Origin of the sequence: uncultured Streptococcus sp., assembly GCF_963545685.1 — a bacterium.
Taxonomy (GTDB): Bacteria; Bacillota; Bacilli; order Lactobacillales; family Streptococcaceae; genus Streptococcus.
In genome coordinates, this window is record NZ_CAUUKN010000013.1 from 33,732 (window position 1) to 47,806 (window position 14,075).

The window sequence follows — 14,075 nt, forward strand, 5'->3', positions numbered from 1 at the left end:
ATATGGCAAAATCGAAAAAGATTGTTTTTACTGGTGGCGGAACAGTTGGACATGTGACCTTAAATCTTATCTTAATTCCAAAGTTTCTAAAAAATGGATGGGAAGTGCACTATATCGGTGATAAACATGGTATCGAACACGAACAAATTGATAAGTCTGGTTTAGATGTAACCTTCCATAGTATCGCTACAGGTAAACTACGTCGGTATTTTTCATGGCAAAACATGTTGGATGTCTTTAAAGTTGGTTGGGGAATTCTACAGTCAATTGCAATTATTGCTAAGATTCGTCCCCAAGCACTCTTTTCAAAAGGTGGATTTGTATCTGTGCCGCCAGTTATCGCTTCTAAATTATTAAGAGTCCCTGTATATGTTCACGAGTCTGACTTGTCTATGGGCTTAGCCAATAAAATCGCATACAAGTTTGCGACTACTATGTTTACCACTTTTGAACAATCAAAAGCTTTGGCTAAGACAAAGCATGTTGGTGCTATTACTAAGGTGGGTATGACAAAGTCTGTTAATTCCGATGAACTAGATAAGATTAAAGAACAGTTTGATGAGAACCTAAAAACAGTCCTTTTTATTGGGGGATCAGCTGGTGCAAAGGTGTTTAATGATTTTATTAGCAAAACACCAGAACTGATTGAACACTATAATGTCATCAATATATCTGGAGATTCTTCGTTGAATACTCTGGAGCGTCATCTTTATAGAGTTGATTATGTGACAGATTTGTACCAACCTCTTATGGATATGGCGGATTTAGTTGTAACTCGTGGTGGTTCAAATACTATTTTTGAATTGCTGGCTATGAAAAAACTTCATTTAATCATTCCTCTAGGAAAAGAAGCTAGCCGTGGAGACCAACTTGAGAATGCTGACTATTTTGAAAGAAAAGGTTACGCTCGTCAATTGCAGGAACCGGAATTAAGTTGGGAGACATTAAATCACGAGCTTGAACAACTTGTTGAACATGCAGAGACTTACAAAGAAGCTATGGCTAAATCTGAGGAAATCACTTCTCCTGATGATTTTTACAACCTATTAGTGACTAGTATTTCAAATAAATAAAGGAATTTCATGGCAAAAAAGGATCAAAAATCACAAGAAAAAAAAGTTCTGACAGAGTGGCAGAAGCGAAACCTAGAATTTTTGAGAAAAAAAGAAACCGAAGGTTCAGAAAAAATGACGAACAAAACAATCGTTCATTCAGAAAAAGCCACATCGCATGAGAGTAAAATACCAGTAAAAAAGAAGGTCAAGAAGAAAAAAAGAAAAAAAATCAATAAGACTAGTAATATCCCAATTGCACAACAAAATCTTGCAGGACTTGTTATTTTTATAGCTGCGATTTTAATTGTATTTTCACTCTTCTTTATCTCGCCTTGGTCTAAGCAAAAGGTTCTTACAGTATCAGGAACAAAAAATGCTCTATCAGAAGATGTGAAAGATGCAAGTGGTATTCTTGATACAGATTATATTACTCATGTCTTTTTCAACCAAGGAGAGATTGCATCAACTGTTGAAAAGACCAATGTTTGGGTCAAAAAGGCTACGGTAACTTATAGTTTTCCAAATCAATTTAATATTGCAGTGAAAGAATATCCAATCGTGGCTTATCGTCAAACATCAAATGGATATGTTTCTATTCTTGAAAGTGGTAAGACTGGAGGGACTGTTTCAACAGGAAATCTACCAGATAAATTTATCACTTTAAAGATGGATGATGAAAAGAAAATTGAAGAGTTGGTAAAAGAGTTGAATAAACTTGATAGTAAAATCAAGAGTAATATTCAAATTATTAATTTAACGCCTACAAAAGCAACTTCAGATTTGTTGACAATTGAGTTATATGATGGAAATTCAATTCGCGTTCCCCTCTCTCAATTAACGACTAAGCTACCTTATTACGAGAAAATTAAGAGTAAACTCTCAGATGGAAGTATTGTAGATATGGAGGTTGGTATCTATACAACAACTCCTGAAGTAGAATCATCAAAAACTGATGAGGATAAGAAGGAAGATAAAGAAACTTCTGAAGAGGGTCAAGAAACAACGACATCAACTGAACAGAATTCTGAGAGAGAAGCTAATGCTGATAATTCAGATGTTCAAGAAGTAGAAAATCCGACCGTTAATCAAGAATCAACTCTTCAAACTTCCCCCGCTCAAGGCTAATATTGAATAATAAAAACGTAAAATGCTGACATTTTACGTTTTTTTATGGTACAATAGTATCCGAATAATTCTGTTTTTATACAGTTTACAAAGATATTGAATGGAAAGATTGAGAGGTCGAGTGAATGGCTAGAGATGGCTTTTTTACAGGATTAGATATAGGAACTAGCTCGATTAAGGTTCTTGTTGCTGAGTTTATTGATGGATCAATGAATGTCATCGGAGTAAGTAATGTTAAGAGTTCTGGTGTGAAAGATGGCATCATTGTTGATATTGACGCTGCAGCAAAATCAATCAAAACAGCTATTGAACAAGCAGAAGAAAAAGCTGGTATTGTGATTGAACAAGTGAATGTTGGGCTTCCAGCCAATCTTCTTCAAATTGAGCCTACACAAGGTATGATTCCTGTAACAAGTGAATCAAAAGAAATCAAAGATGAAGATGTTGAAAGTGTTGTTCGCTCAGCCTTGACTAAGAGCATTACACCTGAGCGTGAGGTTATCTCACTGGTTCCTGAAGAATTTATCGTTGATGGATTCCAAGGGATTCGTGATCCTCGTGGAATGATGGGGATTCGTCTTGAAATGAGAGGCCTCATTTACACAGGACCAACAACAATTCTTCACAATCTCCGTAAGACAGTTGAGCGCGCAGGTATTCAGGTTGAGAACATCATCATCTCTCCTCTTGCAATGGCTCGTGCTGTCTTGAATGAAGGTGAGCGTGAATTTGGTGCTACTGTTATTGATATGGGTGGTGGCCAAACAACAGTTGCAAGCATGCGTGCTCAAGAACTTCAGTTTACCAATATTTACTCTGAAGGTGGCGAATACATCACCAAGGATATTTCAAAAGTCTTGAAGACGTCTATGCAAATTGCAGAAGCGCTTAAGTTTAATTTTGGTAATGCTGATATTGAAGAAGCAAGTGAAACTGAAACTGTTCAGGTAGAGGTTGTAGGTGAAAATTCACCTGTCGAAATCACTGAAAAATATCTTGCTGAGATTATCTCAGCTCGTGTGAAGCATATCTTGGATAGAGTTAAACAAGACTTGACTCGAGGTCGCCTACTTGATTTGCCTGGTGGTATTGTCCTTGTAGGTGGAACAGCCATCATGCCGGGCGTGGTTGAAGTTGCTCAGGAAGTTTTTGAGACAAATGTGAAACTTTATGTACCAAACCAAGTTGGTATCCGTAATCCAATGTTTGCAAATGTGATTAGTCTTGTAGAGTATGTTGGTCTCCTTACAGAAGTTGATATCATTGCTCAGCAAGCTGTATCTGGTGAAGAGTATCTTCGTCGTAAACCTATCGACAATGAGGCGCCTAGCTTGAGTTTTGATAGAACTCCTGCTCCAGCACCTCGAGTGACTCCACAACCAAATCCTATTCCAGTAGAGAATACCGTTGAGGTACCTCTTCCGGTTGACGAAGAAAATCATGAGCAAAAACAAAAACTTGGAGATCGTGTTCGTGGAATCTTCGGTAGCATGTTTGATTAATTGAATCTAGTAAAAGCGAGGAAATAAAATGAGTTTTTCATTTGATAGCGCATCAGTTCAAGGTGCGGTAATTAAAGTTATCGGTGTCGGTGGAGGTGGCGGAAATGCCATCAACCGAATGATTGAGGAAGGTCTTGCTGGTGTTGAATTTATTGCAGCTAATACGGATATTCAAGCGCTCAGCTCTTCTAAAGCAGAAACAGTTATCCAATTGGGTCCTAAATTGACTCGTGGTCTTGGTGCTGGAGGTCAACCTGAAGTTGGTCGTAAAGCAGCTGAAGAAAGTGAAGAAACACTTACAGAAGCACTTACAGGAGCTGATATGGTATTTATCACTGCTGGTATGGGTGGTGGCTCTGGTACAGGGGCAGCACCAGTTATTGCACGTATTGCTAAAAGTTTGGGTGCATTAACAGTAGCAGTGGTTACACGTCCATTTGGATTTGAAGGTAATAAGCGTGGTGCCTTTGCTATTGAAGGTATTCAAGAATTGCGTGAGCAAGTTGATACTCTTCTTATTATCTCTAACAACAACCTTCTTGAAATCGTTGATAAGAAAACTCCACTTCTTGAAGCCCTTAGTGAAGCAGATAATGTCCTACGCCAAGGGGTACAAGGTATTACAGACCTTATTACCAACCCAGGTTTGATCAACCTCGACTTTGCTGATGTGAAAACAGTAATGGCAAATAAAGGTAATGCGCTTATGGGTATTGGTATTGGTTCTGGTGAAGAACGTATTGTTGAGGCTGCACGCAAAGCAATCTATTCACCGCTTCTTGAAACAACTATCGATGGTGCAGAAGATGTTATCGTTAACGTAACAGGTGGCCTTGATATGACCCTTACAGAGGCAGAAGAAGCATCTGAAATCGTTGGTCAAGCAGCTGGTAATGGTGTTAATATTTGGCTTGGTACATCAATCGATGATACTTTGAAAGATGAAATTCGTGTAACAGTTGTTGCAACAGGGGTTCGTCAAGATCGTGCTGAAAAAGCATCTGGTATAAAAGCTCAACCACGTAAAGTTACTACAGCTCCTTCACAACAGTCAGTTCCTACTCAGCAAGTAGCTCAAGAAGAACAACGTCCAGTTTCTCAACCTTCATTTGAACGTCAACCGAATTTTGACTACAATAAAGCACCTTCAATGCCACAACCAGGAGTTCGTCCTGCTACGGCAGCACCTCAACAAGAGCAGTCAGCTTTTGGAAACTGGGACTTGAGACGAGATAATATTTCTCGTCCTGAAACAGGTGAACTTGATAGTCAATTGACTATGTCTACATTCTCAAGTGATGTTGAAGATGATGATGAATTGGAGACACCACCATTCTTTAAAAACCGTTAATAATGACTATAGAAGAGAATAAAAATGGTGTTTATCAAGCGGTAAAGAAAGCATGTGAAAAAGCTAATCGCTCTAGCGAAGAAGTCAATATAATTGCCGTAACTAAATATGTTTCAAGTGAAATCGCTGAAGAATTGGTTGAAACGGGAATTAAACACATTGCTGAAAACCGTGTTGATAAATTTTTAGATAAGTATCAGGCATTAAAAAAATATGATTTGACATGGCACCTTATTGGTACCTTACAACGTCGAAAAGTAAAGGATGTTATTAATTTAGTTGATTATTTTCATGCTTTGGATTCTGTCAAATTGGCAGAGGAAATTCAAAAGCGTGCCGATCATACCATTAATTGCTTCCTACAAGTTAATGTTTCAGGTGAGGAGTCGAAACATGGTTTTTCACCTGAAGAACTTGATACTGTTTTAAATAAAATTGAAAATCTTGATAAAATTTGTATAGTTGGGCTAATGACTATGGCTCCAATTGATGCGAATGCTCAAGAACTTGATAAGATTTTTGCTGAGACAAATGAACTTAGAAAATCAATTCAAGATAAAAAACTAAAGAATGTTCCTTGTGATCAAATGAGTATGGGGATGAGTCGAGACTACGACGTGGCTATTCAGAATGGATCAACTTTTGTTAGAATAGGCAGTGCATTCTTTAAAGAGAACGGAGAATAACCTTATGGCAATAAAAGATGCAATTGATAAAATTGTTTCATATTTTGATACCGACGAAGTAACAGATTATGAAGATGTTGCTAAAGAAGAGGCTAAAGAACGTCCAGTTAAAGTACAGAGACCTGTGCAGACACCACCTCGTCAGCAACGTCAACCTGAGCGTCCTCAGGCAACAGTCCCTCCTCGTCGTCAACATGTCAATTCAGACTTACAGGAAACTCAAGGCCTTCGTAGTTTACCTTTGAGTCGATCACAAGCTAATCAGGGACCACAACAAATGAATACAACTAAAACTACAATTGCAATTAAATATCCAAAAAAATATGAAGATGCTCAGGAAATTGTAGAACTTTTGATTGAAAATGAATGTGTTTTAATTGATTTTCAATATATGTTAGAAGCGCAAGCACGTCGTTGTCTAGACTTTATTGATGGTGCTAGTAAGGTACTTACAGGAAACTTGCAAAAAGTTGGTTCTTCCATGTATTTGCTCACACCAATCAACGTTGTTGTTGACATCGAAGAGATTGGTTTGACTCATGGAAATCAAGAAGCTACTTTTGACTTCGATATGAAGAGGCGTTAAGCAATGTCAGAATTATTATATGTTATTTGTGCACGTATTGTTAACTTAGTAGAGATACTCCTTATAATCTATGCTTTGTTATCTTGGTTTCCAGGAGCTTATGATACAGCTCTTGGGAAGATAATTAGACAAATTGTTCAGCCAATTCTTGCACCATTTCGTCGGCTGAATCTGGTTTTTGCTGGTATTGATTTTTCAATTATTGCAATTGTACTTTTGTTGAATATCTCTCTTAGTATTCTTAGGGTTGTCCTATTTTGATGTCTGAAGCAAAAAATATTGAACAGCATTATTCGTTAGAGGAACGTCCTTTTTTAGAAAAGGTTAGGGGATTTTGTCAGTTAGTTGAAAATCGGTATAGCCCCTATTTGACTGATTTCTTAAATCCTCGTGAAATCCAGATTATCAAAGATTTAGCAAATTACTATAATTTAAAATTCTTTGTAAGTTCAACATTTGATAACGAAGAGTATGGAAGAGTGATTCTTGCTCCGGATTATTATGAGCTTGATGAAGATGACTTTGAAATTAAACGATTAGAGATTTCTTATGCTAGACAGTTTAATAAATTGACACATCCAAAAATTTTGGGGGCACTGATTAATCAACTTGGTCTTGAACGTCAAGTATTTGGAGATATCATTCTTGATGAAGAAGGCCGAATTCAATTTAACATTGCTTCTCATTTAGCAAGCTATGCAATAATGACCATTACTAAAATCGGTAAGGTTTCAGTTACGCTTAGAGAAGTAAGTAAAGACGATTGGATTTCAAATCAAAAAAAATATTCACAATCTTTTGTCTTACTTTCTAGTATGCGTCTTGATAATGTGTTATCTACAGTATTAAATCTATCACGTTCAAACACCTTAAAGCTGATTGCTTCAGGAAAAGTCAAACTCAACTATCGGCAAATTGAGAAAGCTGATCAGACAATATCTATCGGTGATATGATTTCAGTTAGAGGTTTTGGCCGATTTCGTCTATCACAACAAGAAGGCATTTCTAAATCAGGAAAAGCTAAGGTGGTCATCGACAGTCTTTTAAGACGACAAAAGTAGTTATTTCATTTAAAGTCATCAGAGATGGTAATGAATAAAGAGGAAATCTGTAATGGCAATTACAGTACTTGATATTATCGAAAAATAGTTTACAACTAAATTTTGTGGATACAATGAATAAGAAGTAGACGAATTTCTTGATATTATCAGAGATGGTTATGAAGTTTTAGTTCATGGCAATCGTGAACTTGCTGCTCATGTAAAAGAGCTTTAAGAAATGGTAAAAAAATAAAGGAGGCCTGTAATGGCAATCACAGCACTTGATATTAAAGATAAACAGTTTACAACTAAATTTCGTGGATACAATGAACAAGAAGTAGATGAATTTCTTGATATTATTGTAGATGATTATGAAGATTTAGTTCGTGACAATCGTGAACTTGCTGCCCGTGTAAAAGAGCTTGAAGAAAAATTGGCTTATTTTGACGAAATGAAAGAATCATTGAGTCAGTCAGTTATCTTGGCTCAAGAAACAGCTGAAAAAGTTAAAGCTTCAGCAGCAGATGAATCAGCTAACTTGATTAACAAGGCCAACTTTAACGCGACACACTTGGTTGAAGAAGCTAAATCTAAGGCATCTGAAATTCTTCGTGATGCTACAGATGAAGCAAAACGTGTTGCCATTGAAACTGAAGAACTTAAACGTCAAAGTCGTGTCTTCCACCAACGTCTTTTGGCTGCAGTTGAAGGTCAACTTAGCTTGGCAAGTGCTCCAGAATGGGGTGAATTGTTGCAACCAACAGCTATTTATCTTCAAAACTCAGATGCTGCCTTTAAAGAAGTTGTTGAAAAAGTTTTGGATGAACATGTTCCAGATTCAAATGATGCTGCTTCATTCGACGCAACTCGTCAATTCACTCCTGATGAAATGGCTGAACTTCAACGTCGCGTTGCTGAAAGCAATAAACAAGTTGAAGATTTCTCTAATCCGGATGTTGACGAAACAAATGATATTACTTCAACTCCAGTAGATTTTGGTATTGCAGATTCATTCGAAAGTGAAGTAGCTGATTTTCCAACTTCTGCACCTGTAGATGAGGACTTTGATTTGCAACCAGAAGGAACTGGTGAAATCAACCTTAATGAAACACAAACTTTTAAATTAAATATTAGCGAATAAGAAAAATAAAACTTACCAAATATATTAACAGCGAGTGGGAGATGGTGTGAGTCCCACATTCCCTATTTGGGTAGTTATCATTTTCTAGCATTCTAGCTGAATTAAGTAAGCTAGAAGGGTGGTCCTCCTTACGGACATTTGAGGGAGCAAATTTTATTTGCTCTAAACTAAGGTGGTACCACGAGCTTTCGTCCTTTTTTGATGAAGGCTCTTTTTATTTAGTAGAATTAAATGAATTAAATTAAAGAGGAGATATAATGAAACTCAAAGAAACCTTAAATTTAGGTAAGACAGCTTTTCCAATGCGTGCTGGACTTCCTAATAAAGAACCAATCTGGCAAAAAGAGTGGGAAGAAGCGAAAATGTATCAACGTCGTCAAGAGTTGAATCAAGGTAAACCGCATTTCACACTTCATGATGGCCCTCCTTATGCCAATGGTAATATTCACGTAGGTCATGCGATGAATAAAATTTCTAAGGATATCATTGTTCGATCTAAATCAATGTCTGGTTTCTATGCTCCATATATTCCTGGCTGGGATACACATGGTTTGCCAATTGAACAGGTATTGGCTAAACAAGGTGTAAAACGTAAAGAACTTGATCGTGCTGAATATCTTAAGATGTGTCGTGATTATGCACTCTCACAAGTTGATAAGCAACGTGAAGATTTCAAACGCCTTGGTGTTTCAGCTGATTGGGAAAACCCTTATGTTACCTTGACACCAGACTATGAGGCAGCACAAATCCGTGTCTTTGGCGAAATGGCTAAAAAGGGTTATATCTACCAGGGAGCGAAACCTGTATACTGGTCATGGTCATCAGAATCAGCACTTGCTGAAGCAGAGATTGAATATCATGATTTGGTTTCAACATCTCTTTATTATGCCAATAAGGTTAAGGATGGAAAAGGTGTTTTAGATACTGATACTTATATTGTTGTTTGGACTACAACACCATTTACAGTGACAGCTTCACGTGGTTTGACTGTAGGTGCAGATATTGAGTATGTTCTCGTAAAACCTGCTGGAGAAACTCGTAAGTTTATCGTTGCTTCTGAATTGCTAAATAGTCTTTCTGAGAAATTTGGTTGGGCTGAAGTAGAAGTTCTTAATACTTATCGTGGTGATGAATTAAATCAAATCGTTACTGAACACCCTTGGGACACTGAAGTTGATGAACTTGTAATTCTTGGTGACCATGTTACAACAGACTCTGGTACAGGTATCGTCCATACAGCTCCTGGGTTTGGTGAGGATGACTACAACGTAGGTGTTGCTAATGGCCTTGAGGTTGCAGTAACCGTTAACGAACGTGGAATCATGATGGAAAACGCAGGTCCTGATTTTGCTGGTCAATTCTACGATAAAGTGGCTCCGATTGTTATGGAGAAACTCGGAGATTTGCTTCTTGCGAAAGAAGAAATCTCTCACTCATACCCATTTGACTGGCGTACCAAGAAACCAATTATCTGGCGTGCAGTGCCACAATGGTTTGCCTCTGTTTCTAAATTCCGTCAAGAAATCTTGGATGAGATTGAAAAAGTTAAATTCCATTCTGAGTGGGGTAAAGTTCGTCTTTACAACATGATTCGTGACCGTGGTGACTGGGTAATCTCTCGTCAACGTGCTTGGGGTGTTCCACTTCCAATCTTCTATGCTGAAGATAAAACACCAATCATGACTGAAGAAACGATTGAACATGTAGCTAAACTTTTTGAAGAGCATGGATCAGTTATCTGGTGGGAACGTGATGCCAAAGATCTTCTTCCAGAAGGATTTACACATCCTGGTTCACCAAATGGAGAATTTACTAAAGAAACTGACATTATGGACGTATGGTTTGACTCAGGTTCATCATGGAATGGTGTTGCCGTAAAACGTCCAGAGTTAACATATCCTGCTGATCTCTATCTCGAAGGTTCAGACCAGTATCGTGGATGGTTTAACTCATCGCTTATCACGTCAGTTGCCAATAATGGTGTTGCACCATATAAACAACTCTTGTCTCAAGGTTTTGCGCTTGATGGTAAGGGTGAAAAGATGTCCAAATCTCTTGGAAATACTATTGCGCCTAGCGATGTTGAGAAACAATTTGGTGCTGAAATTCTTCGTCTTTGGGTAACAAGTGTAGATACTAGCAATGACGTTCGTATCTCAATGGATATCCTGAGCCAAGTATCAGAATCTTATCGTAAGATTCGTAATACGCTTCGTTTCTTGATTGCTAACACTTCTGACTTCAATCCAACAACTGATGCAGTAGCATTTGAAGACTTGCGCTCTGTCGATCAATATATGACTATTCGTTTCAATCAATTGGTTAAGATTATTCGTGATGCTTATGCAAACTTTGAATTCTTGACTATTTACAAAGCTTTGGTTAACTTTATTAATGTTGAGTTGTCAGCCTTCTATCTTGATTTTGCTAAAGATGTCGTTTACATTGAGAGTGCTGAATCACTTGAACGTCGTCAAATGCAAACAGTCTTCTACGATATTCTCGTTAAGATTACAAAACTCTTGACTCCAATTCTTCCTCATACTGCAGAAGAAATTTGGTCATATCTTGAATTTGAAAATGAAGACTATGTTCAATTGTCAGAGTTGCCAGAAGCAGAAGATTTTGCAAATCAAGATGCACTTCTTGAAAAATGGAATGCCTTCATGGAATTCCGTGGCCAAGCTCAAAAAGCTTTGGAAGAAGCTCGTAATGAGAAAGTTATTGGTAAATCGCTTGAAGCTCATTTAACGATCTATCCAGATGCTGAAGTCAAGGAACTTCTTGAAAGTTTGAATACTAATCTTGCTCAACTTTTGATTGTTTCAGCTCTAACTATTGCTGAAGGAGATGTTCCTGAATCTGCTGTAAGCTTCCAAGGTGTTTCATTCACAGTGGAACGTGCCGATGGTGAAGTATGTGACCGCTGTCGTCGTATTGATCCAACTACTAAAGAACGTAGCTACAATGCGACTATCTGTGATCACTGTGCTAGCATTGTCGAAGAAAACTTTGCTGAAGGTGTGGCAGAAGGTTTCGAAGTTAAAGGTAAATAAGCTAAAAAGAGTTCATTTTTGAACTCTTTTTTTCTATATTTTCGAATAGAGTATTGACTATAATAAAAACTAGCTCAGCTAGTTTTTATTATAGTCCGTAGTTATAATCATCGTCTTGCATGGCTTCAACAGTACCTAGAAGGTAACCATTACCGACTTGAGAGAAGAAATCATGGTTTGATGTTCCTGTAGAAATACCATTCATAACGATTGGGTTAACATCGTTAGCAGAATCTGGGAAAAGAGGATCTTGCCCAAGATTCATTAATGCCTTGTTGGCATTGTAGCGAAGGAATGTCATTACTTCTTCAGTCCATCCAACACCATCATAAAGAGATTTAGTGTAGAGTTCTTCATTTTCGTACAATTGATAAAGGAGATCATACATCCATTCACGGAAACTCTCTTGCTCTTCTTCAGGTAATTCGTTGAATCCTAGTTGGAACTTATAGCCAATATAGGTTCCGTGAACCGATTCGTCGCGAATAATGAGTTTGATAATTTCAGCGACGTTAGCTAGCTTATTATTACCAAGATAATAGAGTGGAGTGAAGAAGCCTGAATAGAAAAGAAAGGTTTCAAGATAAGTTGAAGCAACTTTTTTCTGAAGTGGCGTTCCGTTTTCATAAATATCGTTAATGATTTTTGCTTTAGTTTGCAAGTACTCGTTGCTGTTTGTCCACTCAAAAATTTCCTCAATTTCTGATTTAGTATTCAAAGTTGAGAAAATAGAAGAGTAAGATTTTGCGTGGACAGATTCCATAAACTGAATGTTGTTCAAGACAGCTTCTTCATGAGGTGTACGAACGTCTGCTCGAATGGCTTCAACACCCGTTTGAGATTGCATGGTATCTAGCAAGGTCAAACCACCGAAAACTTTTCCAACTAAGTCTTTTTCTTCAGCTGAAAGTTTACGCCAGTCATCAAGGTCATTTGAAAGGGGGATACGAGTATCTAACCAGAATTGTTCAGTTAATTTTTCCCAGGTAGATTTATCAATCGCATCTTCGATTTCATTCCAGTTAATGGCTTTATAGTAAGTTTCCATTAGAAACCTCTTTCTTTATTGATATCATTTCTATTTTATCATAATTCAAAATCATGACATAATTTTTTGAGTTTATCTATTAAAAAAGTCGGCGAACCGACCTTTTTATGCATTTTGTAAATAAGACTAGTGAAGTTGTTAGCCTTAACTCACTATCTTAGATGACACAGCTTTCACACTGGTTAGAGCCAACTTCTTCACCATCATCTGTGTAAGTACGGATGTAGTAGATTGACTTGATTCCTTTGTTAAAGGCGTAGTTACGAAGGATAGAAAGGTCACGAGTTGTTTGTTTGTTTTCTGTTTTCCATTCGTAAATTTCTTTAGGCAACTCACTACGCAAGAATAGAGTTAATGACAAACCTTGATCAACGTGTTCAGTCGCAGCGGCATAGACGTCGATAACTTTACGCATGTCCATGTCGTAGGCTGAAGTGTAGAAAGGAATAGTGTCTGTTGAAAGACCGTTGGCTGGATAGTAAATTTTTCCGATTTTCTTCTCTTGACGTTCTTCAATACGTTGTGTGATTGGATGAATAGAAGCAGAACAGTCGTTAATGTAAGAGATTGAGCCATTTGGCGCAACAGCCAAACGGTTTTGATGATAGAGTCCATCTTTCTTAACGAGTTCACGTAGTTCTTCCCAATCTTTGGCTTGTGGGATGAAGTGGCCTTCGAAAAGTTCTTTGATACGGTCAGATTTAGGAACGTATTGGCCTGTAACGTATTTATCAAAGTAAGAACCATCAGCATATTTTGAATTCTCAAAGCCGACAAAGGTTTCTTGACGTTCACGGGCGATATTGTTAGATTCAACTAAAGTCCAGTAGTTCATAAGCATGAAGTAAATATTAGTAAATTCAACAGATTCGGGGCTACCATACTCGATATGGTGTTTAGCAAGGTAAGAGTGAAGCCCCATAGCTCCCAAACCAAATGTATGAGCTTGTTGGTTCCCATTTTTGATTGATGGAACAGCATCAATACTTGAGCTGTCTGTAACAAAGGTAAGCGCACGTGTCATAGCCTTAATGGAACGACCGAAGTCAGGTGAAGTCATCATGTTCAGGATATTAGTAGATCCAAGGTTACATGAGATATCTGTACCAAGTTTAACAAATTCCTGAGCATCGTTAAGTTCACTTGGTGTTTGAACTTGGAGAATCTCAGAACAGAGGTTGGACATAACAATTTTGCCATCAATTGGATTGTGACGGTTTGCTGTATCAACATTGACGATATATGGGTAACCAGATTCTTGTTGGAGTTTAGAAATTTCAGTTTCTAGCTCACGCGCATTAATCTTAGTTTTTGCGATGTTTGGATTGGCAACCAACTCGTCATACATAGCTGTAATATCAATGTAGTTAAAGGGTTTACCGTATTCTTTTTCAACGGAGTATGGGCTGAAGAGGTACATATCTTCATTATTACGTGCTAACTCGTAGAATTTATCTGGTACTGTAACACCTAGTGACAATGTCT

At 37.6% G+C, this 14,075-nt stretch carries 10 protein-coding genes, 3 pseudogenes and 1 other annotated feature; of the genes and pseudogenes, 11 read left to right on the forward strand and 2 right to left on the reverse strand.

Annotated features, from left to right (window positions below; all coding sequences use genetic code 11):
• Positions 1-2: 2 nt before the first annotated feature.
• The 11 genes and pseudogenes from RWZ99_RS04195 (at position 3) to ileS (ending at position 11,542) form a co-directional block, all read left to right on the forward strand.
• The gene (locus RWZ99_RS04195; RefSeq protein WP_314676636.1) at positions 3-1,073 is read left to right on the forward strand and encodes a UDP-N-acetylglucosamine--N-acetylmuramyl-(pentapeptide) pyrophosphoryl-undecaprenol N-acetylglucosamine transferase; all 1,071 of its coding nucleotides are present in this window, start codon (positions 3-5) and stop codon (positions 1,071-1,073) included.
• A 9-nt stretch (positions 1,074-1,082) separates the two neighbouring features.
• A complete protein-coding gene (locus RWZ99_RS04200; RefSeq protein WP_314676637.1) occupies positions 1,083-2,180 on the forward strand; it encodes an FtsQ-type POTRA domain-containing protein in 1,098 nt (365 codons plus the stop codon).
• Between the two features lie 125 nt (positions 2,181-2,305).
• Positions 2,306-3,682 carry a cell division protein FtsA gene (ftsA, locus tag RWZ99_RS04205; RefSeq protein WP_314676638.1) on the forward strand — a complete coding sequence of 459 codons (1,377 nt, stop codon included), beginning with the start codon at positions 2,306-2,308 and terminating at the stop codon, positions 3,680-3,682.
• A 28-nt stretch (positions 3,683-3,710) separates the two neighbouring features.
• A pseudogene (ftsZ, locus tag RWZ99_RS04210) lies at positions 3,711-4,800 on the forward strand (cell division protein FtsZ); the annotation flags it as partial.
• Between the two features lie 74 nt (positions 4,801-4,874).
• Positions 4,875-5,033 (forward strand): annotated as a pseudogene (locus tag RWZ99_RS09390) (cell division protein FtsZ); the annotation flags it as partial.
• A gap of 2 nt (positions 5,034-5,035) precedes the next feature.
• Positions 5,036-5,719, forward strand: coding sequence for a YggS family pyridoxal phosphate-dependent enzyme (locus RWZ99_RS04215; protein ID WP_314676640.1), 684 nt, complete (start codon positions 5,036-5,038; stop codon positions 5,717-5,719).
• Positions 5,720-5,723: 4 nt separating this feature from the next.
• Positions 5,724-6,305 (forward strand): cell division protein SepF, encoded by a 582-nt coding sequence (locus RWZ99_RS04220; RefSeq protein WP_314676641.1) that lies wholly within the window; start codon positions 5,724-5,726, stop codon positions 6,303-6,305.
• A 3-nt stretch (positions 6,306-6,308) separates the two neighbouring features.
• Entirely contained in the window at positions 6,309-6,566 is a 258-nt protein-coding gene (locus RWZ99_RS04225; RefSeq protein ID WP_314676642.1) for a YggT family protein, read from the forward strand.
• On the forward strand, positions 6,566-7,366 hold the full coding sequence (locus tag RWZ99_RS04230) for a YlmH/Sll1252 family protein (RefSeq protein WP_314676644.1): 801 nt from the start codon (positions 6,566-6,568) through the stop codon (positions 7,364-7,366). Before RWZ99_RS04225 ends, RWZ99_RS04230 begins: the two co-directional genes overlap by 1 nt.
• Before the next feature lie 244 nt (positions 7,367-7,610).
• On the forward strand, positions 7,611-8,486 hold the full coding sequence (locus RWZ99_RS04235; RefSeq protein ID WP_314676645.1) for a DivIVA domain-containing protein: 876 nt from the start codon (positions 7,611-7,613) through the stop codon (positions 8,484-8,486).
• Positions 8,473-8,685, forward strand: a binding site (T-box leader). It overlaps the preceding gene by 14 nt.
• 58 nt (positions 8,686-8,743) lie before the next feature.
• Entirely contained in the window at positions 8,744-11,542 is a 2,799-nt protein-coding gene (ileS, locus tag RWZ99_RS04240; protein WP_314676646.1) for an isoleucine--tRNA ligase, read from the forward strand.
• A gap of 88 nt (positions 11,543-11,630) precedes the next feature.
• On the opposite strand, the gene nrdF is transcribed toward ileS, so the two are convergent.
• Together nrdF and RWZ99_RS04250 are read right to left on the reverse strand one after the other, a co-directional pair.
• Positions 11,631-12,590 (reverse strand): class 1b ribonucleoside-diphosphate reductase subunit beta, encoded by a 960-nt coding sequence (gene nrdF, locus RWZ99_RS04245; RefSeq protein WP_014633295.1) that lies wholly within the window; start codon positions 12,588-12,590, stop codon positions 11,631-11,633.
• Between the two features lie 157 nt (positions 12,591-12,747).
• Positions 12,748-14,075: pseudogene (locus RWZ99_RS04250) on the reverse strand (ribonucleotide-diphosphate reductase subunit alpha); the annotation flags it as partial.

What these genes read in the sequence shown, in the direction of transcription:
- RWZ99_RS04195 (WP_314676636.1), top strand. Translation starts at nt 3, where the DNA reads ATGGCAAAATCGAAAAAGATTGTTTTTACTGGTGGCGGAACAGTTGGA.
- RWZ99_RS04200 (WP_314676637.1), top strand. Translation starts at nt 1,083, where the DNA reads ATGGCAAAAAAGGATCAAAAATCACAAGAAAAAAAAGTTCTGACAGAG.
- ftsA (WP_314676638.1), top strand. Translation starts at nt 2,306, where the DNA reads ATGGCTAGAGATGGCTTTTTTACAGGATTAGATATAGGAACTAGCTCG.
- RWZ99_RS04215 (WP_314676640.1), top strand. Translation starts at nt 5,036, where the DNA reads ATGACTATAGAAGAGAATAAAAATGGTGTTTATCAAGCGGTAAAGAAA.
- RWZ99_RS04220 (WP_314676641.1), top strand. Translation starts at nt 5,724, where the DNA reads ATGGCAATAAAAGATGCAATTGATAAAATTGTTTCATATTTTGATACC.
- RWZ99_RS04225 (WP_314676642.1), top strand. Translation starts at nt 6,309, where the DNA reads ATGTCAGAATTATTATATGTTATTTGTGCACGTATTGTTAACTTAGTA.
- RWZ99_RS04230 (WP_314676644.1), top strand. Translation starts at nt 6,566, where the DNA reads ATGTCTGAAGCAAAAAATATTGAACAGCATTATTCGTTAGAGGAACGT.
- RWZ99_RS04235 (WP_314676645.1), top strand. Translation starts at nt 7,611, where the DNA reads ATGGCAATCACAGCACTTGATATTAAAGATAAACAGTTTACAACTAAA.
- ileS (WP_314676646.1), top strand. Translation starts at nt 8,744, where the DNA reads ATGAAACTCAAAGAAACCTTAAATTTAGGTAAGACAGCTTTTCCAATG.
- nrdF (WP_014633295.1), bottom strand. Translation starts at nt 12,590, where the DNA reads ATGGAAACTTACTATAAAGCCATTAACTGGAATGAAATCGAAGATGCG.